The sequence below is a fragment of the Aeromonas sp. R6-2 genome (genome assembly GCF_040908155.1).
In the GTDB taxonomy this organism is placed as follows: Bacteria; Pseudomonadota; Gammaproteobacteria; order Enterobacterales; family Aeromonadaceae; genus Aeromonas; species Aeromonas schubertii.
Map to the genome: position 1 here is coordinate 135,488 of NZ_JBFODE010000037.1, position 25,177 is coordinate 160,664.

The following is a 25,177-nucleotide window of genomic DNA, read 5'->3' on the forward strand; positions in this document are numbered from 1 at the left end:
TATACCATTTTAGAAACATTTCCTCCATTTTTCTTTACATCATGGCGCCATTTTGAGCGCCTTCTCCTCAGTCGGGGGAGGGGAGTCTCAGATCCTTGAGATTAAACCCGAGTTCGATGTCGTCTCTCAGCCGCACCAGCTCAAAGGCCAGGCGGGCCTCATCGGCGTGAGCCTGCACCTTCTTTACCCCCTTGTCGTCGCTCTCTGCTGCCAGCAGGGCTGCCAGGCTGTCGTGGTCCTGCAGCAGCGCCGTGGCACTCTTGGGCCCGATCCCCGGTACCCCCTTGATACCGCTACCTCCCACACCGGTCAGGGCCCAGTAGTCGACCAGCCGACCTGGCGCCACGCCAAACTGACTCTGGACGAAGGGCAGATCGAGCCAGCGCTTGTTGAAGTAGTCGCGGATGCGGATCTCCGGGCAGAGCAGTTGGCAAAACCCCTTGTCGGTCGACACTATGGTCACACACTGGCCGTGACGGGCCATCTTGCGGGCCAGGGTCGCGATCAGATCGTCCGCCTCATCGGTCTCTGATAGCAGGGCATCGATGCCGAGCTCCCAGAAGGCATCCTGCAGACTATCGAGTCCGGCACGCAGTTCCGGCGGCATGGGGGTTCTTCCCTCCTTGTAGGAGGGAAAGCGTGCCTTTCGCCAGCCGTCCACCTCGGCGTCGAAGACCGCGATGGCATGGGTGGGGGCCGCTTGGGTGAGCAGTTTGCGGGTGGTATTGAGCAGGGTTGCCCGGGTCGCGATGAGGGCCTGATCCGGCGTCAGAGACTGGCTGGCTTGCACCGCGTGAATGCGGCGGATGAGATTGAGGGCATCGATGATCAGCAGGTGGGACATGGAGGGCTCGCTCGGTTCGGGCCCGCCATTGTAACAAAAGGGGGCGCGTCGCGCCCCCTTGCAGCGTCTTAACGGACTATCTCGTAGCAAGGCACATAGGCCGAGCCCGGCAACTTCATCCGTTGCTGCTTGACGAAGCTTTGCAGCAGCTTGTCCATCAGCAACATAAGCTCCTTGTCCCCATGGATCTTAAAGGGCCCCTTCTTCTCGATGGCGCGGATGCCCCCCTCCTTGACGTTCCCGGCCACGATGCCGGAGAAGGCGCGTCGCAAGTTGGCCGCCAGGGATTGGGGCGGCTGGTTGCGATGCAGGTTGAGACTACCCATGGTCTCGTGGTTGGGCTCGAAGGGCAGCTGGAACTCCGGCTCTATCTTGAGAGACCAGTTGAAGGAGTAAGCATCCCCGACTGATTTGCGATACTCGCGGATCTTGGGCATCGCCTCTTTCAGGGCGCGGGCAACCTCGGGTGCATCGCCGATGATGATGCGATAGAGGCGGGTGGCTGCCTCGCCCAGGGTGGCACGCACGAAGTCGTCTATGGCGGTGAAGTAGTCGGCGCTCTCTTTGGGGCCCGTCAGTATGATGGGAATAGGCTGACGCTCGTTGGCCGGGTTCATCATGATACCGAGCAGGTAGAGCAGCTCTTCGGCCGTGCCGACCCCGCCGGGGAAGATGATGATGCCGTGGCCGAGGCGTACGAAGGCCTCCAGTCGCTTCTCGATATCCGGCAGGATCACCAGCTCGTTGACGATGGGGTTGGGCGGCTCGGCGGCGATGATCGAGGGTTCGGTCAGGCCGATATAGCGACTGTTCTTGATACGCTGCTTGGCGTGTCCCACGGCGGCTCCCTTCATGGGCCCCTCCATGGCGCCCGGACCACACCCGGTACAGATGTTGAGCTCGCGCAGGCCCAGCTCATTGCCGACGGCGCGGGTGTAGTTGTACTCGATCTCGTTGATGGAGTGGCCACCCCAGCAGACGACCAGATTGGGATCGGCGCCGGGCAGGATAGCCTTGGCATTGCGCAAGATGGCAAAGACCACGTTGGTGATATGAGTGGAGTTGGTCAGGTTGACCTGGCGATTGGACTCGAGCTGATTGGAGACATAGAGGATATCGCGCAGCACCGAGAAGAGGTGTTCCTGGATACCGCGAATGATCTCGCCATCGACGAAGGCGTGCTCGGGGGCGTTGAAGAGCTCCAGCTTGACCCCCCGCTCACGACGAATCACATGGATGTCGAAGCTCTTGTAGCGCTCCAGTATCTCCTTGGAGCTGTCGGTGTGGCTGCCGGAGTTGAGTACCGCCAGGGAGCAGTTACGAAACAGCTGATAGATATCGCTGGTAGCGGTCTGCTTCAGGCGATCCACCTCGAGCTGTGACAGCAGATCCATGCTGCCGACCGGATTGATGTGGGTGATCATAGGCCCCCCTTAGGGTTGTTCTTATCATTCTTCCTGATTCATCAAAGGGATACCGACTGGTATCCCTTCCATCCGATACTAGATGCAAGCGGGGCAAAAGGGGAATAGGGGGCGAGTTCGTCTGCTGCTTTTTTGTGCTTCCCGCTCAGAACACCAGGTTGACCTGGTCGCGCCCCGAGTGCTTGGAGTTGTAGAGCGCCTGATCGGCTCGCTCGAAAGCATCCGTGGGCTGGTCCCCCTCCTTGAACAGGGTGGCGCCGATGGAGATGGTGATCTCTACCCGGGCATCCTTGAAGCGGAACGGGATGCTCTTGATGGTCTGGCGCAGCTTGTCGAGGGGTTTTTGGAACTTGTCGGGGTTGATATTGGGCAGCAGGATCACAAACTCCTCACCACCGAAGCGGGCGATGAAGTCCGTATCGCGCAGGGTCCGTTGCAGCGCCTTGGCCACAACCTTGAGGGCCTTGTCACCGGCCATGTGGCCATAGTTGTCGTTGATGGTCTTGAAGTGGTCTATGTCTACCACCGCCAGACAGAGGGGGGTCTGGTAGCGCAGCCAGCGTTTGTACTCGAGCTCGAGCCGCTCGTCGAGGGCCGCCCGGTTGTGTACCTGGGTCAGGCTGTCGAGGAACAACTTGTGCTTCTGGATGGTCAGACGCTTCTTGTATTCGGCGGTCTCGTCCTTCATCAGTCGCAGCTTGGCCTCCATGGCGGAGAGGCGGGTCATCAGGCCACGCTCGCGTTGATAGAGGGCATCCCGTTCGCTGAGCAGGTGCGAGATGGCGTCCATATGGCGGTGGATGGCGAGCTTGAGCTCTTCGACCGTCTGCTGGTTGCCAAGCGTCTTGCCGATGGCCTGCAGCTCCTTGTTGAGGGCCAGTCTGCTGAGGGTGGTCTCATCTTGCAGGCTACGCCCTTCGTCGAGGGTCTCGGTAAAGCTGAAGTGAACGGCGTTAAGGCTTTCGTTGAGGCTGCTCAGGAAGGAGTGGGAGGCTTTGCGCTCCTCACGGGTCCCCTGAATGATCAGCTCAATGACCTGCAGGGCCATATTGGCCAGGTTTTCCAGGGGAACCCCTTGCAGCAACTCGCGGCGGATGCTGTCCAGCTGTTCGCCAGTCTGGCCGGCGAAGTCGAGCTCTGTGATGAGTCGTTGCAGTTCGTCGGCCAGTTGGCCTGACGAGCCGGGCTCCAGCTCCGCGTCGGGGAGGGGGACGTCCTGATTTTCTTGAAGCAGGGGGGATTGGGCGGACTGGTACTTCAGGGCTTGCTGGTAATACTCAAGCAACTTCAATACTTTGCGATGATAATCGCCAAAGCTGTAGCCATCGTCGGCGAGCAGATGCTCGCGCAGGGTCTGGCAGGCCTTCTCGGTGAAGTCTCGTACTGGACGGATATTTTTTGCGCCAAAATGGACCGCATCACGAACCGAATCGATCGAGTCTTGAACGGCGTCAGAGTGACGCTGCAGCAGCCGCTCGATGAGTACCATCTCAGCATCGAGAGTCATATAGGTGTGGTTGACGTCGATCCGCTGCTTGAGCTTCGCGAGTCGGGTGTCGAGCTCGCGATCATGACCCCGGCAGGCCAGCATCAATTTGGTAAGGAATTGGGTAATCCGGGTGCGCTCGGCGACCGTCTGCTCCCTCAATTCGCTCAGCTTAACTCTCAGCTCGTTCATCTGTTCTGCCGAAGTGGCCATGTCCTTCATAAAAGAGGTCACCTGTCATTGTTATTATGAGCATAAAAAATGGTCGCGTCGTCAGTGTTCAGATGCCTGCTTCCTGGCCAGCATATGCCACTCAATCCACTGTTTTTCATGTGAAGAATTCACTTTAACCAGCCCTTTGTCAATTGCCATCAGGCAGCGCTCCCAGACATCCCCATGGAAGAACGCCGCCTGTTGGCAATCCACGGCGGCCAGTTCAACCCAGGCTGCCCGGCCGTCGCTACGGCCGGCCGATACCGCACCGGCCAGGGCCAGGTAGCAGAGGTCAAACAGACGGCGATGATCGAAGGCGCCGGCCGCCTTGGGCAGGAAGGGGTAGCTGATGATACCGAGGGCTACCCGGCGATCGAGCGCCAGGTCGCTTGGGAAGGCATCGAGCCAGGCGATGAGCTCATCGGCCAGGCGGGGGAGATCGGTCACATGGCGCTGGGGGACGACATAGAGCAGATGCCCCTCGCGCAGATCGTAGATGCGGCCATCCCTGGGCTTGCCCGCCTCCAGATAGTGGCCAAAGGCCTGCTCCAGCTCGCAGGCGACCTGATGTCCGAAGCGTTCGCGGCAATCGATCAGGAAGGGGACCTTGAACAGCAGGTAATGGAGCTTGTCATCGAATGCCTTCTCCCCCTCTTCGGTCAGATACCAGAGATCCGAGCTCTGCTGGCGTTTGGCCATCTCCTCCGGGGTGCGTTGCAGCAGCCGTTGCCAGTTGGGCAGGCCGGTTCTGGCCTCTTTTTGCAAAGCCCGGCCGAGCGCCTTGTTTTGCAGGCGCAGGGTGCGCAACTTGAGCCAGAGCGTAAAGAAGAGCCAGATGAAGAGTGCCAGTGAGAGGCCGGTCAGTATGGAGGTCCACTGGTAGCGCTGGCGAGAGCGCTGCTCCTCTTTGAGGGTCTTGTCGAGCTGGCTGATCATCTGCTCCCGCTCGACCCGTTGATAATGCTCTTCCAGCCCATCCTGATAGAGGTCGGTCTGCTGCTGGCGTACCTGTTCGCTGCTCTGGTGGAAGCGTTTGTAGCTGGCCAGCGCCTGCTGATAGAAGCCCTTCTGCTCATAGGCTCCCGCCAGCAAGCGGTAGAGCGCGATCTGCCGCGCTTTGTCCCCGAGTTGATTGGCCAGGGTCAGGGCATTTTCGAGCTGCAAGATGGCGATGCCCGCCTCGCGCTGGCGCAGGTGCAGCTCCCCCAGCAGTTGCAATGTGTCGACCAGGGGCGCCTTGTCGTCACCAAACTCATAGGCCTGGCGGGCGGCGTTGAGGTAGTTGCGCGCCAGCACCAGATTACCCGCCTGCAGGTAGGTCTTGCCAATTTCGAACTTGAGCCTGGCCCCTTGCTGCTGCGGGGCCCTGTCGTCTTGCAGATCCAGGGCGTTGAAGAAATAGACCAGGGCCATGTTGAGATCACCCTGCTCCCGGTTGAGCTGGGCCAGGGCGATTAACGCCTGCTGCAGGGGGCGAGGATCCCCCAGATTCTGATAGTGATCGGCCGAGCTGCTGGCGAATTCGAGCGCCTTCTTGAGGTTACCCTCGTCGCGATAGAGGGCTGCGATCTGGGCGGTCAGCATGCCAAGGAAGAAGTGTTGCTCCATCCCCTCGACCCGCTTGAGGGCATCGAGATATTGACCCAGCGCCATCTCGGGTTGGCGGATGGCCAGATAGAAGTCACCCTGCACGGCCCCGTACCAGGCGAGCTGGATGGGGTCTGCGCTCTTCTCTGCCGCCTTCTGGCTCTTTGCCAGCAAGTCTTTGGCCTGCTCGAGCTGATGATGGCCGATGGCCAGGGAGGCCTCCAGCAGGGGGGCATAGACTTGCAAGGGATGGGCCCGGAGCGCCGGCTCTGCAAGCAGGCGATCGAGCTGTCCCAGCAGAGGGCGAGCCTCATGAAGGCGGCGCTCATCCCGGGTCAACAAGCGGGAGTTGAGGTAGAGGGTGCTTGCCAGCTGGCTGGTGAACCCTTCCTTCTGGGCAACTTCCTGGGCCTGGGTCAGGGTGGCCAACGCGGCCTGAATCTCGCTGGCCTGGGCCAGACAGATACCCTTGAGCATCAGTGCGGCATTGACCTGCTCCTGGGTACGGTAATTGAGCAGTGGCTCCCGATAGGAGTTGGTCTGGCTGCTGCTCAGCACCTGGGTCGGATTTTCCCCGATGCGCTGGAGGAAGGCATCGGCGAGGCGCACGCACTCACGGGGCTGGTTGAAGGCCTGAGCCTGGGCCGAGATGAGCTCGCTGGGCAGGGATGTCTTGGCCAACTCCAGTTCGGGAGTCGACAGGGAAGACATCATCATGGCCAGAAAGAGCAATTGGTTCATTGTCAGTAACAGCGCGCAAGGGGTCAGGGCATGTTAGCCAAGGGGCCCCTTGCGCGTCCAGCGCTGGAAAAGATTACTGGCGAATCAGTCGGATATTCGCGGGGGAGTGCTCAAAATCGCTACGGAACGGGTTGATATCCAGTCCGCCACGACGGGTATAACGGGCATAGATGGTGAGTCGGTGGCAGCCACACAGGGCCTTGAGGTCGGTAAAGATCCGCTCGACACACTGCTCATGGAACTCGTTGTGTTGACGAAACGAGATGAGGTAGCGCAGCAGCTTCTCCCGGTCGATACGTGGGCCCTGATAGTGGATCACCACTGAGCCCCAGTCCGGCTGGGAGGTGACCAGGCAGTTGGACTTGAGCAGGTGACTGTGCAGTGTCTCTTCCACCTCCTCGTCGCCGGTGGCGCCGTCGAGCCAGGCGCTGTCGAAGTGGTAGTCGTTTACCTCGATGTCGAGGTGATCGATACACTCCCCGGGCAGGGTGGCGATGGTGGCCGGTGCCTCATCGAGGTGCCACAGGGTCACCGCTACCGGCGCGCCGGCACAGGCCCCGAGATCTTGCTCGAGCAGCGCCTGTACGGCAGCCAGGCTCTCGCAGCGGGTCTGATTGAAGGAGTTGAGGTAAAGCTTGAATGACTTGGATTCAATCAGATTCGTGCTGGTGGCCGGAATGCGAACCTCTCCCAGGGCGACCACTGGCTTGCCCTTGCTATCGAGCCAGGAGAGTTCATAGAGGGTCCAGATATCCTCTCCCTGGAAGGGCAGGGCATCGCCCAGAGAGAGGTCATCGCGGTTCAGGCTGCGCGGGACCGGTTGCAGCAGGCTTGGTGTGTAGCTGCTGATGTAGTCGGATTTCTGGCCGAGGGAGAGGCCGGCCAGTGCCTTGGCGCCGGCGTAACGGTCTTGGTTGGTCATGGTGTCGATGTCGCATAAAATGACGGGCTTTGGCGGCAATTGTGGTGAATTTGGATGACGGATCAAGTGTTGTGTGCGCTGGGGCGCCTGTTTGTGCGCTGGCAGCAGCTGGGGGAGAGCCGGGGCAGCCTGCCCCTGTGCGAGTTTGAGGCGGGATGGCATTCCCCGTGTGAGCTTGGAGAGCCCCACGATGGGCGGGTCGCCTGGCGTCCTGCCGCTCGCCCCGAGGCGGAGGACTTCTCCGCGCTCGAGCAGGCCCTCGAACTCCCCTTGCACCCCTCCATCAAGGCCCTCTATGGCCACTGGTTCAGCCGCCCCCTCACCCTCTGGTTCAAGGGGCTGCGCCTCTGCCTCATCCAGCCATGGAACCAGGAGGATCTGGATCTCCTCAAGGAGAACCTCATCGGTCACCTGCTCATGCAGCGCAAGCTCGGGCGTACACCGACCCTGTTTCTGGCCAGTTGCCGGGACGAGATGGGGATCATCAGCCTCGATAACGGGAGTGGTGAGGTGCTCTTCGAGCGGCTCGACAGCGACAAACGCACCATCATAGCGCCGGATCTGGCGACCTTCCTCGACCGCTTGCTCCCCTGATTAGCTACGGCTGCCCCACCAGCAGAGCAGGGAGCCCAGGCTGACCATGGCCACCCCGCCGAAGAAGCCGGCCCCGGGGGTAACGCCGAGCCAGAGGCTGGCGAGCACCATGGAGAGGATGGGGGTGAAGTAGGAGGCGCTGGCCAGCAGGGTCAGGTTGCCCCCCTGCACCCCATGATTCCAGCAGGAGTAGGCGGTGGCGGTAAAGACGCCGAGCAGCAGCACCTGCAGCAGGCCCCCCGGGTGGAAGGGGAGAGGGGGCTCTTCCCCCAGCAGGTACTTGCCCCACAGCATCAGGGCGGTGGCGGCGAGAAACAGGGGGATGACCCGCTCCCCGCGACCGAGCAGGCGCGTCACCAGGGAGTAACAGGCCCAGATAAAGGCGGCGGCCAGAGCCAGCAGATAGGCCGTCGGATTGTCGATGACGCTCTGCCAGCTATGGGTGAGTGACCCCCCACCATCCCCCTGCATCACCCGGCCGATCCCCGCCAGACAGAGACCGAGCCCGGGCAGCAACAGGAGTGAGCCCCGTTGCTGACGGCTCAAGACCGCCAGCAACACGGTCAGGCTCGGCCAGAGGTAGTTGAGCATGCCGAGCTCGAGGGCCTGGGCCCTGTCATGGGCGAGGCCGAGTGCCAGGGCCAGCGAGATCTCGTAGGCCACAAACAGACCTCCTCCAATCAGCAGGTAGGCGCGTGGAATGGCGCTCAGGCGCGGCCAGCCCGATGCCAGGGTGGCGAGCAGGGCGCTGACGCTGAAGATGAGCGCCGCCCCGCCGGTCGGCCCGAAGATCTCCGAGATACTGCGAAACAGTCCGATCGACCCACTCCAGAGCAAGACGGCGCTCATGCCGATCAGGGTGGCCCGGCGACGGGAGTGCGGGGAGAGGGGCAAGGGATCAGCTCCGTCTGGATGATGGCCCATGGGGCACGAACATTACTCCTTGAAATCCCAGGAGATGTTGGAAACCAGCCGGCAATCGTCGCACTTGAAGTCGAAGATCTCGTGAAGGGGCGCGGGGAGGCGCCACTGTCCGCCGCACTGGGGGCAGGGACGGGTGAGCTCCTCCTCACGGCTGCCGCCGACCCGATAGAGGTAGTAGTAGGTCGGCGTCTTGGTCAGGTATTCGATGCGCTTGCACAGATCCCAGCCACGGCGATGGAGACGGCTTCCTACCTCGCCAATTTCGTGCAGGGCCGCGTGCTCGGCGATGGAGCCGTTCATCTGCAGCTGATCGCATGCCTCCCAATCCTCCTGCCACTTGATCACCTGCTTGTGATCCCCGTTGGCCACAGGCGGGATGCGGTAGAGGGGGATGGGGGCGAAGTGATCCCCGCAGCGCAGGGGTGAGCAGGTGTGCAGGAAGCTGGTGTAGAGCACCTGCCAGCTCGGGCTTTCGCACGGGTCTGTGCTGTCAGAGAAAAGATCCGGGCCATCGAGCTCCACCTTGGGGGCGAGCAGGCCGGCGTCGCTCAGGCGCCGCTCGGCCAGTTGCACCTGTTCGCTGTGATGGCGTGGGTGCAGGCTGTCTGGCTCGGGGCAGACCACCCGGCTCTTGAACCACCCCTCCTGCACGCTGGTGGGGAGCTCGCGCCCGATGATTTGGCCGTTGTAGCGCAGGGCATCGAGATAACCGAGGATCCCTTGCTCGGCACGGGAGAGGGTGGTGTCTTCGAAGCATTCGAAGATGAGGTCGACAAGGTACATGAGGTGTCCAACGGGGCGGAGCGGCCGCCCTTAGCGTGATTGCAGCAGGGTGATCAGGGTATCGAGTTTGGTCTCGATGCGGGTCAGGCGTGCCTCCAGGCTATCGGCTGGGGCCTCGGGTTGTGCGGGGGCCGAGGGGAGGGGGTTCCCCTGTTTCCAGCTGGCCAGCACCGACATCAGCTCGGCCATGGGGACCGGTTCACCGAGGCGGGCCTTGATCATGGCGGTGGTCGGGGTGGTACCCCGTTCGGCCAGCTCGTTGGCGATACGCAAGATGGCGTCGCGATGGGACATCTTTCTCTCCAATACAGGGTTAGCGGCGCAGTTGTCGGTCCAGCTCGTCGATGCAGCTCGACCAGTCAGAGTCGTTATAGAGGGCATCGCGCAGGAAGTCGGCCTGGGCCCGGCTCCAGAAGGGGGCTTCGGGCAGCAGGGTGTGCGAGTCCAGGGCGTGACTGTTGATGAACCGGCGAATGCTGAGCTCGTCTGAGGGCAGCCCCAACTGCGCGAACAGGTGGCTCAGGGTGTGATGCGGGCTCTCCATGGTTTTCGTCTCCAGCTTGACTGGATCTGAGTATAGTTCTGCCTCCATCACCCTCCCCGAGCGGTCGTTCCCGCTCATGCGAAAGGGGGGGAGGTCTATCCCCTCTATCTGGTTGCCACGCAGGAGCAGCTGGCCCGTGTAGTGGCTCTCCCCGTCGCTCGAGAATTCAAACTGGTAGCAGTTGACCAGACCGCTACGCCCAAAGCGCCGGTGGCTCAGGGCCACCGAGAGTAGCTGCAGTCCGTTGGCCTTGCAGTAGCGGCGCAGGGCCAGGGCGGCGAGCTCGCTTTTTTGCCGCTCACGCCAGAACAGGGCTGCCCCGAGCAGGAGCAGCAGGATCAGCCAGAGTTCGCTGCTCATCCGCCGTGTGCCGCCTTGAAGAGCTCGCCGATGGCCTGGCCCAGGGCCGCGCTGCGGTTGGGGTCGCGCAGCTTGCCCAGCAACCCGGGTCGCAGGTTGGGCAGGGTGACCAGCTCGGCAAAGAGTTGGCCAAAGAGGCGGGTGTCGAGGGCAGCCAGGGCCTCGAGGAAGGCGCCAAGCAGGGCCTCGTCCTCCAGATCGCCGGGCAAGCGCCCGGCAATGGCGAGCAGCAGGGCCTGGCTCGGATGGGTGGTGAGCAGGGTCAGCAGCTTGGCCCGGCGCAGGGCCTGGGGCGGACAGGAGGCCTGGGCCCGGCACAGGTGTGCCAGGGTCTCGTCACTCGGCTCGGCGCGCTCCTGCTCCTGATTGATGCGCTCGATGAGCGCCCCTTGCAGGGCCGGGGGCAGGGCGACCGACTCCAACGCCTGACACAGGGCGTGCAGCACGGGCTCGGGCAGGCGCGGCAGGCTCTTGCACACCAGAGGGAGGATGTCTTGATCACTCACCCGCTCGGCCAGGTCGGCAAAGCCCTGCAGACCGAGCTGTTGCCAGCCATCGCTCCGGGGATCGGCGAGGTAGCCGCACAGGGGGGCGAGATAGGCCGAAGAGGGTTGGGCCAGCCGGCGTGACAGGTGGGCATGGAGCGCCGCCATCTTGGCCTCGGCCGGGCGGAAGGTCCAGGGGTTGTTGGCCAGCTTCTCTGCCTTGGCCTCGTCGAGCTCGCCGGTGAGCTGGTAGCCCAGGGTCTCGACCACCAGATCCATAAACTGTTTGGGGCCGGCCCCCATCAGCAGCCCCTGCTCGTCGAGGGGGAAGGTGAGAAACCAGAGATAGTGCTTGCCCCCTTCCTGATAGAAGTGCACCGCCAGCCAGGCCTTCTGCTGCAGGGGCCAGGGGTAGGGCTCCTGCTGGCGCTCGATGCGCTCGAACCGGTCGCGCTCCAGAACTCTGAGCTGGCGGCCCAGATCGAACAGCTGGAATTCGGTGCCGGCCTGGGTCAGAAATTGGGTCAGGGTATCGATGGTGGACATGCCTTGCTCTCGAGTCTGGGGTTTGGTGCCCGATTATAGGGAGCCTGAGTGCCGGCGCAAACCGTTCCCTGCGGTGCATAATCAAAAGAGCCTGCTCTGCCGCGTCAAGGCGGCATGGTATAGTAGCGCCCCCCCGCGCCCCTGGCGCCCGGCAAATTAAGGACGTTCCCATGTTCAACAAGCACCTGCTGGTCTCAGAGCTTCTGATGGAGATGACTGTGGAGATGCAGCGCATCGGTCGCTGGCAGAGTGAGGCACCGAGTGCCGAGGCCCTGGCCAGCCAGCTCCCCTTCTGTGTCGATACCCTCAGCTTCGATCAGTGGATCCAGTTCATTCTGATTCCGCGCATGCAGCAGCTCATCCTGCTGGAGGCCGAGTTGCCAAGCAGCGTCTCCCTCTATCCCATGGCCAGCGAGGTTTATAAGGAGGAGCTGGCCGAGGTGGAGCAGTTGCTGCGTCTCATCGGCCGCTTCGATCTGTTGCTCTCGGGTAAAGTGGTGGACCGATGAGGCTCGAGCTCCTCTATCAGGATGACTGGCTGGTGGCAGTGAACAAGCCCTCCGGTCTGCTGGTGCATCGCAGCTGGCTCGACAAGCACGAGACCCGTTTTGCCATGCAGATGACCCGGGATCTTATCGGTGGCCGTCATGTCTACCCGGTGCACCGGCTCGATCGCCCCACCTCGGGAGTGCTGCTGTTTGCCCTCGACCCGCAGACCGCCCGCACCCTGACCGAGGCCTTTGCCAACCGTCAGGTCCACAAGGAGTACCTGGCGCTGGTGCGCGGCTGGGTGCCCGAGCAGGGGCTCATCGACTATCCGCTCAAGGAGCAGCTCGACAAGATTGCCGACGCCTTCAGCAGTCCCGACAAGCCGGCCCAGGATGCGGTCACCAGCTATCGCCGGCTGCAGCGGGTGGAGCTCCCCCATGCTGTTTCCAAGAAGCACCCTACCAGTCGCTACAGCCTGGTGCGGCTGCACCCGCACACCGGGCGAAAGCATCAGCTGCGCCGCCATCTCGACCATATCTTCCATCCCATCATAGGGGATACCACCCACGGTGACGGGCGCCACAACCGCTTCTTCAAGCAGGAGCTGGGCTCGGATCGGCTACTGCTTATTTCCCGTAACCTGAGCTTTACCCATCCGGTGCTCAAGGTGCCGATGCGCATCCAGGCGCCGCTCGGACGCGAGGTGCTGGCCCTGTTCGAGCGACTCGGTTGGCCGGCCAGCGAGAGTGACTATTGATCCCCCTCTGTGCCATGCTGGGGCTTATCGTGGAGAAGGAGAGTGACGATGGCGCAAGTGGATCTGTTTGTGGGGACCGTCTATGGCTCGGCGGCGCTGGTGGCCGAGCAGCTGGCTCGTGAGCTCAAGCGTGGCGGGCACAGGGTCACAATCAATGAGGAGGCGCGGGCCAGGGATCTCAGCCCGGAGCGTTTCCTGCTGCTTGTCACCTCCACCACGGGGCAGGGGGATATACCGGAAAACCTGGCTCCTTTCGCCGACGATCTGCGCCACCAGTCTCCCTGGCTCTCTCCCCTGCGCTACGCCCTGATTGCCATGGGCGACAGTGGTTATGGCGATACTTATTGCGGAGCCGGTCGAACCCTGGATGGTCTGCTGCAAGAGCTGGGGGCCCGCCCCCTGGTGCCCCGTCTCGAGATCGATGCCGGGCAAGAGGATGAGCCGGAGCGTCCGGCCCTGGCCTGGCTCAAGGGGTGGATGGGCCGTCTCTGAGCCTTCGGGGACCTAGATAGCAAACAGGGGAGCCATGGCTCCCCTGTCCGGTTATGGTCGATCACTCCTGCGGCGCCCTGAGTGCCTTGACCAGATCGCTGTCCGGGGGCAGATCCACCACCTGACTGTAGCTCTCTATGCCCTCCGGGGTAACGGTGAAGGCATCGGCCGAGAGATAGCCACCGCTGCCGGCACTTTGGGCCACCACGATCAACTCCGGTTGCTTGTCATCGTTGAGATCGACCAGCCTGGCCGCGACCAGGCTGCCGTTGCGAGGCATGATGATGCCGGCGATAAAGTCATCGAGAGGAAACCGGGGATTGCTCCCGGAGTAGAGGCGAAGGGCATAGCTGCCGATAGAGGCAGGCTCGCCGCTCCCCTGCTCCAGCGTGATCACCAGTCCCGTTGGCAGGGTCAACTGCCGCGGGAGCTCTCCCGCCTGCGTGGCGCCGGCCATGGCCAGCAACAGGGTAAAGACCCATCTTTTCATCATCATTTCCTCAGGGTCATCACCAGATCTTGACCCGTTTTTCCGGTGGCAGGTAGAGCTTGTCGCCGGGTTTGACGTTAAAGGCATCGTAGAATGCCGGAATGTTTGGCACCACACCGTTGACCCGATACTCGGGCGGAGAGTGGGGGTCGGAGCGCAGCAGCATCTGCATCAGCTCGGGGCGATACTTGCCCTTCCACACCTGGGCCCAACCCAGGAAGAAGCGCTGCTCGCCGCTATAGCCATCGATGACCGGCGCCCCCTTGCCATCGAGGGAGAGGAGATAAGCCTTGTGGGCTATGGTGAGGCCACCCAGATCGCCGATGTTCTCACCCAGGGTGAAGGCGCCGTTGACGTACTGTCCCTCGATGGGCTCGAAGCGGTTGTACTGGGCTACCAGGCGGCTGGTGCGGAAGCGGAACTCCTTGAGATCTTGTGCACTCCACCAGTTGGTGAGGACGCCGTCGCCATCCGATTTTGCTCCCTGATCATCAAAACCGTGTCCCATCTCGTGGCCAATGACCCCGCCGATGGCACCGTAGTTGACCGCATCGTCCGCCTGCATATCGAAGAAGGGGGGCTGCAGTATGGCCGCCGGGAAGACGATCTCGTTGTTGCTCGGGTTGTAGTAGGCGTTCACCGTCTGCGGCGTCATGTGCCACTCGTCCCGATCCACCGGCTTGCCGAGGCGCGCCAGGTTATCGGCGTATTCAAATTCGCTGGCCCGCAGCAGGTTGCCCACCAGATCGTCGGCGCGCAGGGAGAGGGCGCTGTAGTCCTTCCACTTGTCCGGGTAACCAATCTTGGGGCGGAACTTGGCCAGCTTCTCGAGGGCCTTGGCCTTGGTGGGCTCGCTCATCCAGTCGAGTTCCCGGATGCTCTCGCCGTAGGCGGTGCGCAAATTCTCCACCAACTGCTCCATGCGCGCCTTGGCGGCGGGGGGGAAGTAGCGGGCCACATAGCGCTCGCCGATCGCCTCACCCAGATGATCGTCGAGCACTCCCAGGGCACGCTCCCAGTCCGGACGCTGCTGCGGCGTACCGCTCAGGGTGGTGCCGAAGAAGGCGAAGTTGAGGCGGTCGGTCTCCTTGTCCAGATAAGGGGCCCAACTGCTGATGAGATGCCAGCGCAGGTAGGCGCGCCAGTCTGCCAGGGGCGTCTCCTGTATCAGCGCATCGACACCGGTCAGGTAGTCGGGCTGGCCGACGATGAGGCGCTGTTGCTTCGCAAGCCCGGTATCGTCGAGCCAGCGTCCCCAGTCGAAACGGCTGGCCAGTTGTTTAAGCTCGGCCTGGCTCTTGGGGTTATAGCCCTTCTCCCGGTCGCGCAGGGTGACATTGTCCCATTGCAGCCTGGCGATCCGGGTCTCCAGGGCCAGGATGCGGGCGGCCTGGGTATCGGCCTCGGCAGCGGGGATGCCGCTGCGGGCCAGCATGGCGGCGATATGAGCCTGGTACTTTTGCTGCAGTGCGCGCGCCTCGGCGTCGTCTTTGAGGTAGTAGTCCCGATCCGGCAGGCCGAGGCCGCTCTGGTAGAGGGTGACGCTGTAGCTGTCGGGATCTTTCTCGTCGGCCCCGATCCAGAAGGCGAAGGGGGCGCCGCCACCGATGCGTGCACTGCGGGCGAAGGCGTGGGCCAGATCGCTTTGGCTCTGGACCTTGTCTATCTCGGCAAGCAGCGGGCTGAGGGGGGCCATGCCCAGGGCATCGCGCCGGGTGCGGTCCATGTAACTTTCATAGAGGGCCGCGATCTGCTGATCGCTCCCCTCGCTGGCGTTGGCCTTGACCGCCTCATCCACCAGCACCTTGACGTCGGCCAGGGAGCGATCGCGCAAGGCATAGAAGGCGCCGTCGGCGGGGCGGTCGGCCGGAATCCGGGCCGTACCGAGCCAGTGGCCGTTGGCATAACGGAAGAAGTCATCGCCCGGCTTGACGCCGAGATCCATGTTGGCGCCCTGCAGTCCGCTGTGGCGAGGCGGGGTGCTCTGGCAACCGGCCAACAGGGCCAGGGCCACCAGAGAGGCGCTTAAGGTCAGCTTATGGGTCATTGTTATTCGTCTCTTGCTATCCAATAGGGGTTCAGCCTGTCCATGTTGCCGGGCGGCATGAGGGGAACACTCTATCAGTGCCCGATCCCGTGACTCAAGTGGTGGTACTGTTGCCGGGCGCGATGAGGGGAACACGTTATCACATTGGCCGATGCTGCGATTCAAGTGGTGGTATGATGCCCCGATCTGTACCCGGGATGCCTTATGACCACCTTCAGCGACTCTCCTCTGCGCCTGGCCCTGCATCAGGCGCTCGGCGACTACCCCTCTGCGCCCCTGTGTCTGGCCCTGAGCGGGGGGCTCGACTCTGCCCTGTTACTGACCCTGCTCGCCGCCGACCCGACGTGGCGACATCGCTTGGTGGCGATCCATGTGCACCATGGTCTGAGTCCCCACGCCGACACCTGGATGGCCTTCTGTCAGGCTCGCTGCGACGAGTTGGGGGTGCCCTTGGTGACGGAGCGGGTCCTGCTGGCCAGAGGGACGGGGGAGAGCCTGGAGGCCCAGGCGCGTGAGGCCCGTTATGAGGTGTTGCGAACCCGTCTTCCGGTGGGAGGCGTGCTGCTCACGGCCCATCACGGAGACGATCAGCTCGAGACCCTGCTGCTGGCCCTCAAGCGGGGTAGTGGTGTGCGCGGCCTGGGGGCGATGCGCCCTGCGCAGCCGTTTGGAGAGGGGGTACATCTGCGCCCCTGGCTCTCTTTCTCCCGCCAGCAACTGGCCGCGGCGGCGCAGCACGCCGGGATAGATTGGGTCGATGACGAGAGCAACGGCGACGCTCGCTTCGATCGCAACTTCTTGCGCCTGCACCTGGTGCCCTTGCTGCGCGAGCGCTGGCCCGCCATCTTGCAGACGGCCGGGCGCAGCGCCGAGCTTTGTGCCGAGAGTTCGGCGCTGCTCGACGAGGTGGCGGCCGAGGATCTGCAGCGCGCCTCCTGCGGGGAGGGGCTGGCCATCGCCGCTCTGGGGGCGTTTTCGGCTACCCGTCGTCATAACTTGCTGCGTTACTGGCTCCGGCACTGTGGTGCCAGCGCGCCCTCTCGCGAGCAGTTGCAGCGCCTCTGGCTCGAGGTGGCCTGTGCCAGGGAGGATGCCAATCCTTGCCTCAGCTGGGATGAGTGGAGTTGTCGCCGCCATGACGGGGCGCTTCACCTGCTGCGTCGTAGCGAGGGAGAGGCCCGCCCCCTGGCGTGGCAGGGGAGCCTGCAGCCGGGTCTGTCGTTGACGCTTCCCGAGGGGTTGGGGCACCTGCAACTGCGGGAGACACAAGGGGGGGCACTGCGATTGCCCCGGCAGGGGGAGCTGCTGTCGGTACGCTTCGACGTGCCCCCAGGATGCCGCTTGCATCCAGAGGGGCGGGCTGGCAGCAGAAGGCTCAAGAAGCTGTGGCAGGAGTATGGGATCCCCTCCTGGCAGCGAGGGCGCATCCCCATCCTCTATTACGGCGAGACTCCGGCGGCGGTGCTCGGGGTCTTCATCTGCCAGGGATTCATCTGTGAGGCCGGCAGGGGGCTCGCCTGGCAGTGGTGCCAGGACTAGCCGCGCCGCACCTTGCGCAGGTAGAGGTCGGCATCGGCCAGCTCATAGAGCTGGTGAACGCTCATGCCAGGATGCCAGCTGGCTCCCCCCATGCTGCAGCCCACCGAGAAGGTGGAGAGCTCACGGTGGCAGGCCAGCTGCTCGTTGAGCCTGAGCCAGACCGGCTGCCAGGCGGCCGGCTCGGCCGGCTGCAGGATCAGGGCAAACTCGTCGCCGCCGAGGCGGAAGGCCTGATCCGTGGTGCGGATCACCTCCTGCAGCAGGTGGGCAAAGCGGGTGAGCACCAGATCGCCGACCGGATGGCCCCAGGTGTCGTTGATCTGCTTGAAGCGATCCAGATCGACCAGCGCCAGCACCAGGCCACGGGAGTCGCGGCTGTGCTGCTCCACCGCCCGGCCAATGGCCTCGTCAAAATAGGCGCGGTTGCCCAGGGCCGTGAGGTGATCGAGGCGCACCTGCAGTTGCAGCTGCTCCAGGCGCAGCATCAGGCGCAGGGGTTGCACCAGCACCAGGTGATACTGCTCCAGCAGTCGCAATTGTCCCTGGCTCGGGGTCTGATCCAGCCCATAGTGGATGAGGCCGAGCAGGTGGTTGTCACTGCCGCGCAGCTCGAAGCTGTGATGCAGTACGGCGCCCTCGCTGTTGATGATGTGGCGGGGTTGTCCGCAGTCGATGAGCAAAGAGCGGATCCGGACAATCTTTGCCGCCTCGCTGGCAAAGGTTGCCAGCAAGTCGCTCAGGCTCTGTTGGGCGAGCAGCGACTCGATCAGCGTGATCCGCTCCGCACTCGAGAGGCAGGTCAGGCGTTCACTCTGTCTGACCCAGTGGTCGAGCCCCTGGCTCAACATGCCGGCCGTCGTTGTATTGTCCACAGCCTACTCCTTACAACCCGGGGAATGACATTTTCCCCCTCTTCACGCAACACTTCTGCAAACAACGTGCCGAAAAGATGATCACTGCCTCCCGATTTGGCTGACTAGACTTAAGTCAATCAAACAGGAGGAAAAATTGTACCGGGAACTGCTGCTACTCCTGCTCGTCGCCGTCCTCTTGGTGGCACTTTTCCGACGCCTCGGGTTGCCGGCGATCCTCGCCTACCTGTTGGTGGGGGTGCTGCTGGGCCCCTATGGCAGCGGGGCGGTCAGCAATCAGGAGGTGATGCATACCCTGGGCGATCTGGGGGTCGTCTTTTTGATGTTCTCCCTCGGTCTGGAGTTCTCCCTGCCACGACTCATCGCCATGCGCCGCCTGGTGCTTGGTGTCGGTCTGCTGCAGGTATTGCTCACCTCCCTGCTCTGTGTGGCGGTCCTGCTGGCCTGGTCGTTCTCCCTGCCCCAGGCCCTGGTGGTGGGGGGCACCCTGGCCATGTCCTCGACGGCGGTGGTGATCAAGCAGCTGGGCGACGAGAACTTGCTGCATACCCGGCGTGCCCAGCTGGGGGTGAGTGTGCTCCTGTTTCAGGATCTGGCGGTGGTTCCCCTGTTGGTGATGATCCCCATTTTTGCCGAGCCCGAGGTGGAGGGGGTTGCCCTGCTCCAGCTGGTGCTGATCGCCTCGGGCAAGGGGATGCTGGCGCTGGTGGGCCTGTTGGCGGTGGGGAAGTGGCTGCTGCCCAGACTCTTCTTTGAGGTGGCCCGGGTTCGCTCTGACGAACTCTTCGTGATGACGACCCTGCTGGTGGCGCTGCTCGCGGCCCTGCTGACCAACTGGCTGGGCCTCTCCATGGCACTGGGGGCCTTCCTGGCCGGCATGATGCTGGGGGAGTCCCATTACCGGCACCAGCTTGAGGTCGATATTCGCCCCTTTCGCGACATGTTGATGGGGCTCTTCTTCGTCACCGTCGGCATGAGCATGGAGTGGCAGCGGGTGGCCCAGCACTGGTCCTGGGTGATGGGGGCCGTGCTCGCGCTCATGCTCTGCAAGGCGGTGCTGGTCATGTTGGCCGGGCGCCTGATGGGGGAGCGCAAACGAGACAGTTTGGCCGCCGGCATCATGCTGAGCCAGATGGGGGAGTTCGGCTTCGTGCTGCTGGCGCTGGCGGCCCAACACGGTCTGCTCAGCCGCGACCAGACCTCTCTGCTCATCGGGGTCGGGGTGCTCTCCATTGCCATGACTCCCTGGCTTATCAACCGCTCCCAGGCCTGGGCCGCCTCATTGACCCGCTCACGGCTGCTCGCCCAGTCCGAAGTGGCCCAGAGCGGCCTGGGCAAGTGCGATCATGTGATCATCGCCGGCTTTGGCCGGGTCGGTCAGACCTGTGCCCGCTTCTTAAGGCTCGAGGAGATCCCCTTTCTGGCACTGGATCTCGATCCGGAGCGAGTCAGCGAGGCCAGGCTGGCCGGAGAGCAGGTGGCCTTTGGGGATGCGGGACGACGGGAGATCCTGCTGGCGGCCGGTCTGTCACGGGCCCGGCTGCTCATCATTACCTTCGACGACAGGCGGCGTATCGAAGGGATGCTGGCGCTGGTCAAGGAGCTGGCGCCCGGGGTCAAGACGCTGGTGCGCACTCGGGATGATACCCATCTCGAGGCTTACCTGGCGGCCGGCGCCCAGGAGATAGTACCCGAGTCCCAGGAGGGGGCGCTGATGCTGGTCTCCCATGTGCTGGTGAATTGCGACATTCCTATCGGGCGCATCATCCGCCGTATGGAGCAGGAGCGGCGCACCCACTATCGCTTCTTGCACGGCTTCTATTGGGGTGACCAGAGCGGCGCCGGGATCGAGCGGGAGCTGGTGCTGGAGCGGTTGCATCCGGTGCTGCTGGAGGGGCAGGCCTGGGCCATAGGGCGACGCATCGAGGAGTTGGGGTTGGCGGTGCATATCAAGGAGGTGCTGCGCGAGCAGGAGAGCCTGGAGCCCCTGTCGACCCTGCGTCTGATGAAGGGGGATACCATCATTTTGTTTGGCAACAGTGCCGACATCGAGCAGGGGGTCCAGCGACTGTTGGAGGGGGGCTAGCCTCAGGCCGGTTGCTCCGCCCGGTAGGGGGGGATGAGATCGAGAAAGGCGCAGACGCGCTCCTGATCGGCCAGGGTATCTTCATAGCCCAGTCGGATGAGGCGTTGGCAATAGCCCGGATGAAACATCAGGAAGCTGGCCAGGGTGCTCGGCTCATCCCCCTTGACCCCCAGGATCCGCAGCAGGCGACGCACATGGACGGGGAGCCTGGGCAGATAGGGGATCGCCAGTTCGTCGAGATCCTGGCTCGGCTTGAGCAGACAGGTTTCGACCGACTTGAGTTTGAGTCGCTCACGCTCCCCCCGCGGCAGCATGGCGAGCGTCTTGTTGATGCGCCACAGTCGCTCGAGATCCGAGTTGAGGGTGTCGGTGAAGACGGTGTTGAGCAGGTGGCTGGCGATCTCCGAGCTGGTCAGGCTGTGGCTGTGGGGCCGCTCCTTGTGGGGGGCATCGAGGGAGATCACCAATATATGCTCGGCCCCCAGGTGGATGGCCGGGCTTAGGGGACTGAGCTGATGGATGGAGCCATCCCCATAGTAGTGCCCCTCGATCATCAGGGGGGGGAAGACGAAGGGGAGCGCCGCCGAAGCCAGCAGATGGTCGGTATTGATGACGGTTCTGACGCCACGGCGCCTCGCGCGCTCCCACGGGAGGTGATCGGGTCGCCCCTGAAAGAAGGTGGTGGACTGGCCACCATAGTAGTCTGACGCCGTGATGGCCAGCGCCTCCAGAGTGCCGTAGAGGAGGTTGTCGTCGATCCGCTCATAGTCGATGAGCTGATCCAGCAGGCGGCGCAGGGGGTCGTGGGAGAAGAGGTTAAAGGCCGGGTTGGGGGTGGGGCGAATCAGCCCCGCCGATCCCTCAAACAGGAGGCGGCGCAGCACCTGACCTGGAAAGAAGGTAAAGATATGGCGCGTCTCGAAGCGGCGCCACACCCACTCCAGCTTGCGTGCTCCCAACTGAAAGCAGGAGGCATAGCAGGCCAGGGCCGTCACGTTGATAGCCCCGGCCGAGGTACCGCAGAGGATCGGGAACGGGATCCCGATATTGCGCGGGTAGAGTTCGGCGATGGCCTTGATGGCCCCCACTTGATAGGCGGCGCGGGCGCCCCCCCCGGTCAACAGCAGTGCGGTGTTGGGCCTCGACATACAGCATGTTCCTACGACTTTTTTTTTAACTATAAGTCGCTGTCATCGAAGACCATTTTTTTTTCGTTATCGGGCTATCCGGGTTGCCGGCGCCGACCTGTTCGTCTACAGGTCGAGCTGCTGCAGGGCGATCACCGCCTGGGTGCGATTCTTGACCCCCAGTTTGCGGAAGATGGCGGTGATATGGGCCTTGATGGTCGCCTCGGAGACGCTGAGCTCCCAGGCGATCTGCTTGTTGAGGCTGCCATCGCGCAGCATCAGCAGCACCTTGTATTGCTGGGGAGTCAGGCTGGAGAGTCGCTCGGCCAGGGGATACTCCTCCTGTTGCAAGGCGATGCCCTCCGGCAACCAGGTGTCGCCACCGAGTACCGTCGTGAGCGCGTCGACCAGGGTCTTCATGGGGGAGGACTTGGGGATAAAACCGAGGGCCCCCATGGCCATCACCTGACCGATAATGGCGGGCTCCTCGGCTGCCGAGACCACGACCACCGGCAGATCCGGGTATTGGCCACGAAGGTGGGCGAGCCCCTCCAGGCCATTGGCCCCGGGCATCTTCAAATCAAGCAGCAACAGATCCACCTCGTCATGCTCGCCCAACAGGGTAAGCAAGGAATCGATAGAGTCTGCCTCGAGCAGGTGTGCCTGGTTCATGGCCAGGTGTACAGCCTGATAGAGGGCACCGCGAAAGAGAGGGTGATCGTCGGCGATGACGATGGTGAGTGAGCTGTCCATGGCGTTGTTAACAGATTGTTTTGTCAGGAAGCTAACACCCCGGGACGGTCGGGTCAAATGAGGGGAGGGACAAATGTGAGACGGGTGGAAAAGCGAAACCCCGGCACTGGGCCGGGGTCTCTGAATAGTGGTGGAGGGAGAAGGATTCGAACCTTCGAAGGCAGAGCCGTCAGATTTACAGTCTGATCCCTTTGGCCGCTCGGGAACCCCTCCACAGATTGTGTTCAGGAAAGTGGTGGAGGGAGAAGGATTCGAACCTTCGAAGGCAGAGCCGTCAGATTTACAGTCTGATCCCTTTGGCCGCTCGGGAACCCCTCCACGGGGTACTTCCTGATTGTCGCACTTGGTAGATGGTGGAGGGAGAAGGATTCGAACCTTCGAAGGCAGAGCCGTCAGATTTACAGTCTGATCCCTTTGGCCGCTCGGGAACCCCTCCTCAAGTGCGAGGCGAATACTACCAGAAACTTTTCGCTTGTGAACCCCGAAAAATAAAAAGATTGGTAAAAAAGCCTGTTTCACCCTGTTTTTTGGTTTGTTTGCTTATTTTTCGCCCTTTTGTGAGCGTTTCATGACCCGGAAGCGCCTTGCAGCGCCATCATCAGGATGGGATCCATGCGGCGGGCCTGCCAGTAATGGCGTTTCCAGTAGACGTTATCGAGGCGCGAGCGGATCACCCCCTTGCTGGTCGAGGCGTGGATAAATTCACCGCCCCCCGTATAGACACCCACATGGTATTGGTTCCAGCCGGTCTTGAAAAAGACCAGGTCTCCGTGACGCAGAGCGGAGCGGGAGACGGGAAGGCCGAGTTCGGCCTGGGATTCGGTGGTGCGGGGCAGGGGCAGCCCCAGTACCTGGCGATAGGCGAGCTGGGTAAAGGCTGAGCAGTCCAGGCCGTTGCGGGAGCTGCCGCCGAGTCGGTAGGGGACACCGCGCCACTCCTGATAGAAGCCCTCGAAGGCAGAGTGTGTTGACACCGGGGGAGGCGGAGGCGACGTGGACGAGCAGGCAGCCAGCAGCATGAGAGTGGAAAGAAGAAGGTATCGCATCGACGTCTCCGCAAGATCCTTGTCTTATGGAGTGTAAAGCAGGGGGGTATTCAAAGAAAACCCGATGCCGATACCGGTTCAGTCGTGAAACAGGATAGCGCCCTCCCGATGCCATTCGGGAGGCTCGCCGGCGGGAGGGGTGCCCAGCACGAGCAGGGGGGCACCCGCTTTGAGCAGCGCGCGAAGAGCCCGCAGATCAGCATGCCAGTGATGCTCGCCGCCAATGCGGCAGGCCCCGTCGAAGGGGACGATCGAGCTCATGCGATGCAGGGGGACGGCCCGTACCGGTACCCCTCCCCGGGCTGAGGCGGTCATGGCGGCCGGAATGGCGTCGCAACAGGCGCTCACCACCATGCCGGCCTCGCGCAATGCATGGCAGAGGTGGCCGTCATCGCCGCTGATGAGGATGTGGGCGCCGGGAGTCAACCGGTCGAGCAGTGGAGCCAGCTCAATCTGGTTCGGATGGGTCATGGGATTAGCCCTCCCGTCATAAGAGGAGAACACGGGACCTCGCAACATGAGGGACTCCCGCTTCGCCCTTCGACTTAGAGTGTAACGGCTGCCGCCCGGCCCTGCGGGACCTGCGGCCGGAAAGACCAAGGGGTTGGCATCGTGATGATGCCAACCCCTTGTTTTGTATGGCGCTCCCGACAGGAGTCGAACCTGTGGCCTGTCCCTTAGGAGGGGACCGCTCTATCCTACTGAGCTACGGGAGCGGCGCGTGGGCGGCATTATACAGCAAGATGATCGTAATTAAAGCCTTGATTTCTATTCCAATATGGCAAAGTCGCCGATCTGGATATTAAATGGCTCATAGCGGCTCTGGGTGCGCAAAATTGCACCATCGTCGAACACCTGAACCACCTCGAAGAGGCCGGTGGCGGGGTTGCGCAGGGCCCGGGCATCCCCATAGGCATCCACGAAATCGGCCCTGTGCTGGATGCGGAACTGGTCCCCGAGCTTGACCCCGTTGCGCCGTCCCAGGTTGATGTGAGGGCCTCGCTCGTTCTGGGCGATGACGCGGGCCATGACGGGGGCGCAGGCAAGCTCGCCGGCCACATCCTGGGCGGCCCGCTCGAGCAGATGGTCGACCTCCTGGCCATAGCTGGAGCTCCAGAAACGGCTGTCAGTGGTTCCCACCTGCTCGCGTTTGTCGAAGGTCCACAGGGCCGCCCCCTCATAGGCCTTACGGCTCAGCATGGCGCCGTTGATGCCGTCAAACAGGTAGAGCTGCAGGCGGAAGTGGCGCAGGGGATCCTGATACCAGGCGGTGAGGGCATTGCCCTGACTCTCCACCGAGACATCGTCGATGCTCCCCAGCAGCAAATACTGGCTGTCGGTGCGTTGACTCAGCGCCTTGATCTCTTCCATGTAACTGCGATCCCCCTGCTGCAGATAGAGGGGATCGATGCGCAGGTTTTCGTCCAGCCAGCGCCGTGCCACCAAGGCCTTGTCGTTGTCGGCGATCTTCTCGAACAGGCGGCGTGATACGGAGGGGGGAAGGTCATTGAGGGCGCCGTAACTGGTCTGCTCGGGGTTGCGCAGACGCAGGCGTACCAGCGTCAGATCCTTGGCGTAACGTTGGGAGGGGCAGAGCTGACGTTCGGCACGGATGTCGGCGCGCAGGGTGATAAACATGCGGTTGTTACGCACCTCTTCGCGCAGCAACTGGTATTGACGGATTTCGCCCCCCGAGCGTACCTGAAAGCGATCCTGCTTGATGCTGCCATTTTCCAGGCGTTGCAGGCTGGAGACGGAGGCGCCGCTGTCGAGCAGGGCCTGGCGCAGGGCATCCCGGGTGGCCTGCTCGCGGGCATAGGCTTCATCGCCACCCGTGATGGCGGCACTGCCCCTGGCCTGGATCCAGGCGGCCTGGGCCGGAAGAGTAAGCAGCAGGGCGAGCAACAGGGGGCATTTCATGGCAGTGACCTTTGCTTGTAATGTGGGGCCTCGGTGACGTCACTCTGACTGGGGCGAGGCGATGGCTCCTCTTATCAAGCAAGAATCATGCAAGGTTTTACTCTTC

The 25,177-nt window shown here is 62.8% G+C and carries 24 protein-coding genes, 4 tRNA genes and 1 pseudogene; 6 read left to right on the forward strand and 23 right to left on the reverse strand.

Annotation, left to right across the window (positions count from 1 at the left end; translation table 11 throughout):
• Window positions 1-67: 67 nt before the first annotated feature.
• The 5 genes from xni to queF all read right to left on the reverse strand — a co-directional run bounded on the left by xni (window position 68) and on the right by queF (window position 7,217).
• Complete coding sequence (gene xni / locus AB5Y48_RS09400) at window positions 68-844, reverse strand: flap endonuclease Xni (RefSeq protein WP_368164276.1); 777 nt, start codon at window positions 842-844, stop codon at window positions 68-70.
• A gap of 68 nt (window positions 845-912) precedes the next feature.
• Window positions 913-2,268, reverse strand: coding sequence for a nucleotide 5'-monophosphate nucleosidase PpnN (gene ppnN, locus AB5Y48_RS09405; RefSeq protein ID WP_060584632.1), 1,356 nt, complete (start codon window positions 2,266-2,268; stop codon window positions 913-915).
• A 145-nt stretch (window positions 2,269-2,413) separates the two neighbouring features.
• The gene (locus AB5Y48_RS09410; RefSeq protein WP_224159560.1) at window positions 2,414-3,976 is read right to left on the reverse strand and encodes a GGDEF domain-containing protein; all 1,563 of its coding nucleotides are present in this window, start codon (window positions 3,974-3,976) and stop codon (window positions 2,414-2,416) included.
• A 51-nt stretch (window positions 3,977-4,027) separates the two neighbouring features.
• Complete coding sequence (locus tag AB5Y48_RS09415; protein WP_368164277.1) at window positions 4,028-6,295, reverse strand: tetratricopeptide repeat protein; 2,268 nt, start codon at window positions 6,293-6,295, stop codon at window positions 4,028-4,030.
• A gap of 73 nt (window positions 6,296-6,368) precedes the next feature.
• Complete coding sequence (queF, locus tag AB5Y48_RS09420; RefSeq protein WP_368164278.1) at window positions 6,369-7,217, reverse strand: NADPH-dependent 7-cyano-7-deazaguanine reductase QueF; 849 nt, start codon at window positions 7,215-7,217, stop codon at window positions 6,369-6,371.
• 54 nt (window positions 7,218-7,271) lie between these two features.
• Here queF and syd point away from each other — a divergent pair, with 54 nt between their 5' ends.
• Window positions 7,272-7,811, forward strand: a complete 540-nt coding sequence (gene syd / locus AB5Y48_RS09425) for a SecY-interacting protein (protein WP_050664971.1) — start codon at window positions 7,272-7,274, stop codon at window positions 7,809-7,811.
• On the opposite strand, the gene yddG is transcribed toward syd, so the two are convergent.
• The 6 genes and pseudogenes from yddG to AB5Y48_RS09455 all read right to left on the reverse strand — a co-directional run bounded on the left by yddG (window position 7,812) and on the right by AB5Y48_RS09455 (window position 11,453).
• Window positions 7,812-8,705 carry an aromatic amino acid DMT transporter YddG gene (gene yddG / locus AB5Y48_RS09430; protein ID WP_368164279.1) on the reverse strand — a complete coding sequence of 298 codons (894 nt, stop codon included), beginning with the start codon at window positions 8,703-8,705 and terminating at the stop codon, window positions 7,812-7,814.
• 42 nt (window positions 8,706-8,747) lie between these two features.
• Window positions 8,748-9,518, reverse strand: coding sequence for a Zn-ribbon-containing protein (locus tag AB5Y48_RS09435; protein ID WP_060584639.1), 771 nt, complete (start codon window positions 9,516-9,518; stop codon window positions 8,748-8,750).
• Between the two features lie 30 nt (window positions 9,519-9,548).
• A complete protein-coding gene (locus AB5Y48_RS09440) occupies window positions 9,549-9,812 on the reverse strand; it encodes a hypothetical protein (RefSeq protein ID WP_050664973.1) in 264 nt (87 codons plus the stop codon).
• A 19-nt stretch (window positions 9,813-9,831) separates the two neighbouring features.
• Window positions 9,832-10,062 carry a DUF2789 domain-containing protein gene (locus tag AB5Y48_RS09445; RefSeq protein ID WP_060588220.1) on the reverse strand — a complete coding sequence of 77 codons (231 nt, stop codon included), beginning with the start codon at window positions 10,060-10,062 and terminating at the stop codon, window positions 9,832-9,834.
• A 96-nt stretch (window positions 10,063-10,158) separates the two neighbouring features.
• A pseudogene (locus AB5Y48_RS09450) lies at window positions 10,159-10,422 on the reverse strand (DUF3301 domain-containing protein); the annotation flags it as partial.
• A complete protein-coding gene (locus tag AB5Y48_RS09455; RefSeq protein ID WP_136613062.1) occupies window positions 10,419-11,453 on the reverse strand; it encodes a DUF3549 family protein in 1,035 nt (344 codons plus the stop codon). The pseudogene AB5Y48_RS09450 and the gene AB5Y48_RS09455, both read right to left, overlap by 4 nt.
• Before the next feature lie 170 nt (window positions 11,454-11,623).
• On the opposite strand from AB5Y48_RS09455, the gene AB5Y48_RS09460 reads away from it, so the two are divergent.
• The 3 genes from AB5Y48_RS09460 to AB5Y48_RS09470 are packed head-to-tail and all read left to right on the forward strand — an operon-like array spanning window position 11,624 to window position 13,191.
• Window positions 11,624-11,962, forward strand: a complete 339-nt coding sequence (locus AB5Y48_RS09460) for a YqcC family protein (protein ID WP_050664975.1) — start codon at window positions 11,624-11,626, stop codon at window positions 11,960-11,962.
• Window positions 11,959-12,699, forward strand: a complete 741-nt coding sequence (gene truC / locus AB5Y48_RS09465; protein WP_050664976.1) for a tRNA pseudouridine(65) synthase TruC — start codon at window positions 11,959-11,961, stop codon at window positions 12,697-12,699. The genes AB5Y48_RS09460 and truC overlap by 4 nt, the downstream gene beginning before the upstream one ends.
• Window positions 12,700-12,747: 48 nt before the next feature.
• Window positions 12,748-13,191 (forward strand): flavodoxin, encoded by a 444-nt coding sequence (locus AB5Y48_RS09470; protein WP_224163416.1) that lies wholly within the window; start codon window positions 12,748-12,750, stop codon window positions 13,189-13,191.
• Between the two features lie 61 nt (window positions 13,192-13,252).
• Here the strand turns inward: AB5Y48_RS09470 and AB5Y48_RS09475 are convergent, their stop codons facing one another.
• Together AB5Y48_RS09475 and AB5Y48_RS09480 are read right to left on the reverse strand one after the other, a co-directional pair.
• Complete coding sequence (locus tag AB5Y48_RS09475; protein ID WP_136613065.1) at window positions 13,253-13,681, reverse strand: PliI family lysozyme inhibitor of I-type lysozyme; 429 nt, start codon at window positions 13,679-13,681, stop codon at window positions 13,253-13,255.
• A 19-nt stretch (window positions 13,682-13,700) separates the two neighbouring features.
• Window positions 13,701-15,728 (reverse strand): M13 family metallopeptidase, encoded by a 2,028-nt coding sequence (locus AB5Y48_RS09480; RefSeq protein ID WP_368164280.1) that lies wholly within the window; start codon window positions 15,726-15,728, stop codon window positions 13,701-13,703.
• A 204-nt stretch (window positions 15,729-15,932) separates the two neighbouring features.
• On the opposite strand from AB5Y48_RS09480, the gene tilS reads away from it, so the two are divergent.
• On the forward strand, window positions 15,933-17,267 hold the full coding sequence (tilS, locus tag AB5Y48_RS09485) for a tRNA lysidine(34) synthetase TilS (protein ID WP_082177870.1): 1,335 nt from the start codon (window positions 15,933-15,935) through the stop codon (window positions 17,265-17,267).
• On the opposite strand, the gene AB5Y48_RS09490 is transcribed toward tilS, so the two are convergent.
• Window positions 17,264-18,115 carry a GGDEF domain-containing protein gene (locus AB5Y48_RS09490; RefSeq protein WP_050664980.1) on the reverse strand — a complete coding sequence of 284 codons (852 nt, stop codon included), beginning with the start codon at window positions 18,113-18,115 and terminating at the stop codon, window positions 17,264-17,266. The genes tilS and AB5Y48_RS09490 overlap by 4 nt on opposite strands.
• 160 nt (window positions 18,116-18,275) lie before the next feature.
• Here AB5Y48_RS09490 and AB5Y48_RS09495 point away from each other — a divergent pair, with 160 nt between their 5' ends.
• Window positions 18,276-20,225, forward strand: coding sequence for a cation:proton antiporter (locus AB5Y48_RS09495; RefSeq protein ID WP_050664981.1), 1,950 nt, complete (start codon window positions 18,276-18,278; stop codon window positions 20,223-20,225).
• A 2-nt stretch (window positions 20,226-20,227) separates the two neighbouring features.
• Here AB5Y48_RS09495 and AB5Y48_RS09500 read toward each other — a convergent pair whose 3' ends face one another.
• The 9 genes from AB5Y48_RS09500 to AB5Y48_RS09540 all read right to left on the reverse strand — a co-directional run bounded on the left by AB5Y48_RS09500 (window position 20,228) and on the right by AB5Y48_RS09540 (window position 25,071).
• The gene (locus tag AB5Y48_RS09500) at window positions 20,228-21,373 is read right to left on the reverse strand and encodes a patatin-like phospholipase family protein (protein ID WP_050664982.1); all 1,146 of its coding nucleotides are present in this window, start codon (window positions 21,371-21,373) and stop codon (window positions 20,228-20,230) included.
• A 105-nt stretch (window positions 21,374-21,478) separates the two neighbouring features.
• Window positions 21,479-22,105 (reverse strand): response regulator transcription factor, encoded by a 627-nt coding sequence (locus tag AB5Y48_RS09505; protein WP_060584658.1) that lies wholly within the window; start codon window positions 22,103-22,105, stop codon window positions 21,479-21,481.
• A gap of 128 nt (window positions 22,106-22,233) precedes the next feature.
• A tRNA-Tyr gene (locus AB5Y48_RS09510) sits at window positions 22,234-22,318 on the reverse strand.
• A 20-nt stretch (window positions 22,319-22,338) separates the two neighbouring features.
• Window positions 22,339-22,423 (reverse strand) — tRNA-Tyr (locus AB5Y48_RS09515).
• Between the two features lie 33 nt (window positions 22,424-22,456).
• Window positions 22,457-22,541 (reverse strand) — tRNA-Tyr (locus AB5Y48_RS09520).
• A 130-nt stretch (window positions 22,542-22,671) separates the two neighbouring features.
• Entirely contained in the window at window positions 22,672-23,151 is a 480-nt protein-coding gene (locus AB5Y48_RS09525; protein ID WP_368164281.1) for an NlpC/P60 family protein, read from the reverse strand.
• 78 nt (window positions 23,152-23,229) lie between these two features.
• Window positions 23,230-23,622 carry a hypothetical protein gene (locus AB5Y48_RS09530; protein WP_050664985.1) on the reverse strand — a complete coding sequence of 131 codons (393 nt, stop codon included), beginning with the start codon at window positions 23,620-23,622 and terminating at the stop codon, window positions 23,230-23,232.
• A gap of 168 nt (window positions 23,623-23,790) precedes the next feature.
• A tRNA-Arg gene (locus AB5Y48_RS09535) sits at window positions 23,791-23,867 on the reverse strand.
• Window positions 23,868-23,919: 52 nt separating this feature from the next.
• Complete coding sequence (locus AB5Y48_RS09540) at window positions 23,920-25,071, reverse strand: flagella assembly protein FlgT (protein WP_050665015.1); 1,152 nt, start codon at window positions 25,069-25,071, stop codon at window positions 23,920-23,922.
• Between the last annotated feature and the right edge of the window lie 106 nt (window positions 25,072-25,177).

Excerpts from the sequence above, each read along its gene's own strand:
- truC (WP_050664976.1), top strand. The coding sequence starts at position 11,959 with ATGAGGCTCGAGCTCCTCTATCAGGATGACTGGCTGGTGGCAGTGAAC.
- AB5Y48_RS09410 (WP_224159560.1), bottom strand. The coding sequence starts at position 3,976 with ATGAAGGACATGGCCACTTCGGCAGAACAGATGAACGAGCTGAGAGTT.
- AB5Y48_RS09445 (WP_060588220.1), bottom strand. The coding sequence starts at position 10,062 with ATGGAGAGCCCGCATCACACCCTGAGCCACCTGTTCGCGCAGTTGGGG.
- AB5Y48_RS09455 (WP_136613062.1), bottom strand. The coding sequence starts at position 11,453 with ATGTCCACCATCGATACCCTGACCCAATTTCTGACCCAGGCCGGCACC.
- AB5Y48_RS09470 (WP_224163416.1), top strand. The coding sequence starts at position 12,748 with ATGGCGCAAGTGGATCTGTTTGTGGGGACCGTCTATGGCTCGGCGGCG.
- AB5Y48_RS09490 (WP_050664980.1), bottom strand. The coding sequence starts at position 18,115 with ATGTTGAGCCAGGGGCTCGACCACTGGGTCAGACAGAGTGAACGCCTG.
- AB5Y48_RS09475 (WP_136613065.1), bottom strand. The coding sequence starts at position 13,681 with ATGAAAAGATGGGTCTTTACCCTGTTGCTGGCCATGGCCGGCGCCACG.
- AB5Y48_RS09435 (WP_060584639.1), bottom strand. The coding sequence starts at position 9,518 with ATGTACCTTGTCGACCTCATCTTCGAATGCTTCGAAGACACCACCCTC.
- queF (WP_368164278.1), bottom strand. The coding sequence starts at position 7,217 with ATGACCAACCAAGACCGTTACGCCGGCGCCAAGGCACTGGCCGGCCTC.
- syd (WP_050664971.1), top strand. The coding sequence starts at position 7,272 with ATGACGGATCAAGTGTTGTGTGCGCTGGGGCGCCTGTTTGTGCGCTGG.
- AB5Y48_RS09505 (WP_060584658.1), bottom strand. The coding sequence starts at position 22,105 with ATGGACAGCTCACTCACCATCGTCATCGCCGACGATCACCCTCTCTTT.
- AB5Y48_RS09525 (WP_368164281.1), bottom strand. The coding sequence starts at position 23,151 with ATGCGATACCTTCTTCTTTCCACTCTCATGCTGCTGGCTGCCTGCTCG.
- ppnN (WP_060584632.1), bottom strand. The coding sequence starts at position 2,268 with ATGATCACCCACATCAATCCGGTCGGCAGCATGGATCTGCTGTCACAG.
- AB5Y48_RS09540 (WP_050665015.1), bottom strand. The coding sequence starts at position 25,071 with ATGAAATGCCCCCTGTTGCTCGCCCTGCTGCTTACTCTTCCGGCCCAG.
- xni (WP_368164276.1), bottom strand. The coding sequence starts at position 844 with ATGTCCCACCTGCTGATCATCGATGCCCTCAATCTCATCCGCCGCATT.
- tilS (WP_082177870.1), top strand. The coding sequence starts at position 15,933 with ATGACCACCTTCAGCGACTCTCCTCTGCGCCTGGCCCTGCATCAGGCG.
- AB5Y48_RS09460 (WP_050664975.1), top strand. The coding sequence starts at position 11,624 with ATGTTCAACAAGCACCTGCTGGTCTCAGAGCTTCTGATGGAGATGACT.
- AB5Y48_RS09440 (WP_050664973.1), bottom strand. The coding sequence starts at position 9,812 with ATGTCCCATCGCGACGCCATCTTGCGTATCGCCAACGAGCTGGCCGAA.
- AB5Y48_RS09500 (WP_050664982.1), bottom strand. The coding sequence starts at position 21,373 with ATGTCGAGGCCCAACACCGCACTGCTGTTGACCGGGGGGGGCGCCCGC.
- AB5Y48_RS09530 (WP_050664985.1), bottom strand. The coding sequence starts at position 23,622 with ATGACCCATCCGAACCAGATTGAGCTGGCTCCACTGCTCGACCGGTTG.
- AB5Y48_RS09415 (WP_368164277.1), bottom strand. The coding sequence starts at position 6,295 with ATGAACCAATTGCTCTTTCTGGCCATGATGATGTCTTCCCTGTCGACT.
- AB5Y48_RS09480 (WP_368164280.1), bottom strand. The coding sequence starts at position 15,728 with ATGACCCATAAGCTGACCTTAAGCGCCTCTCTGGTGGCCCTGGCCCTG.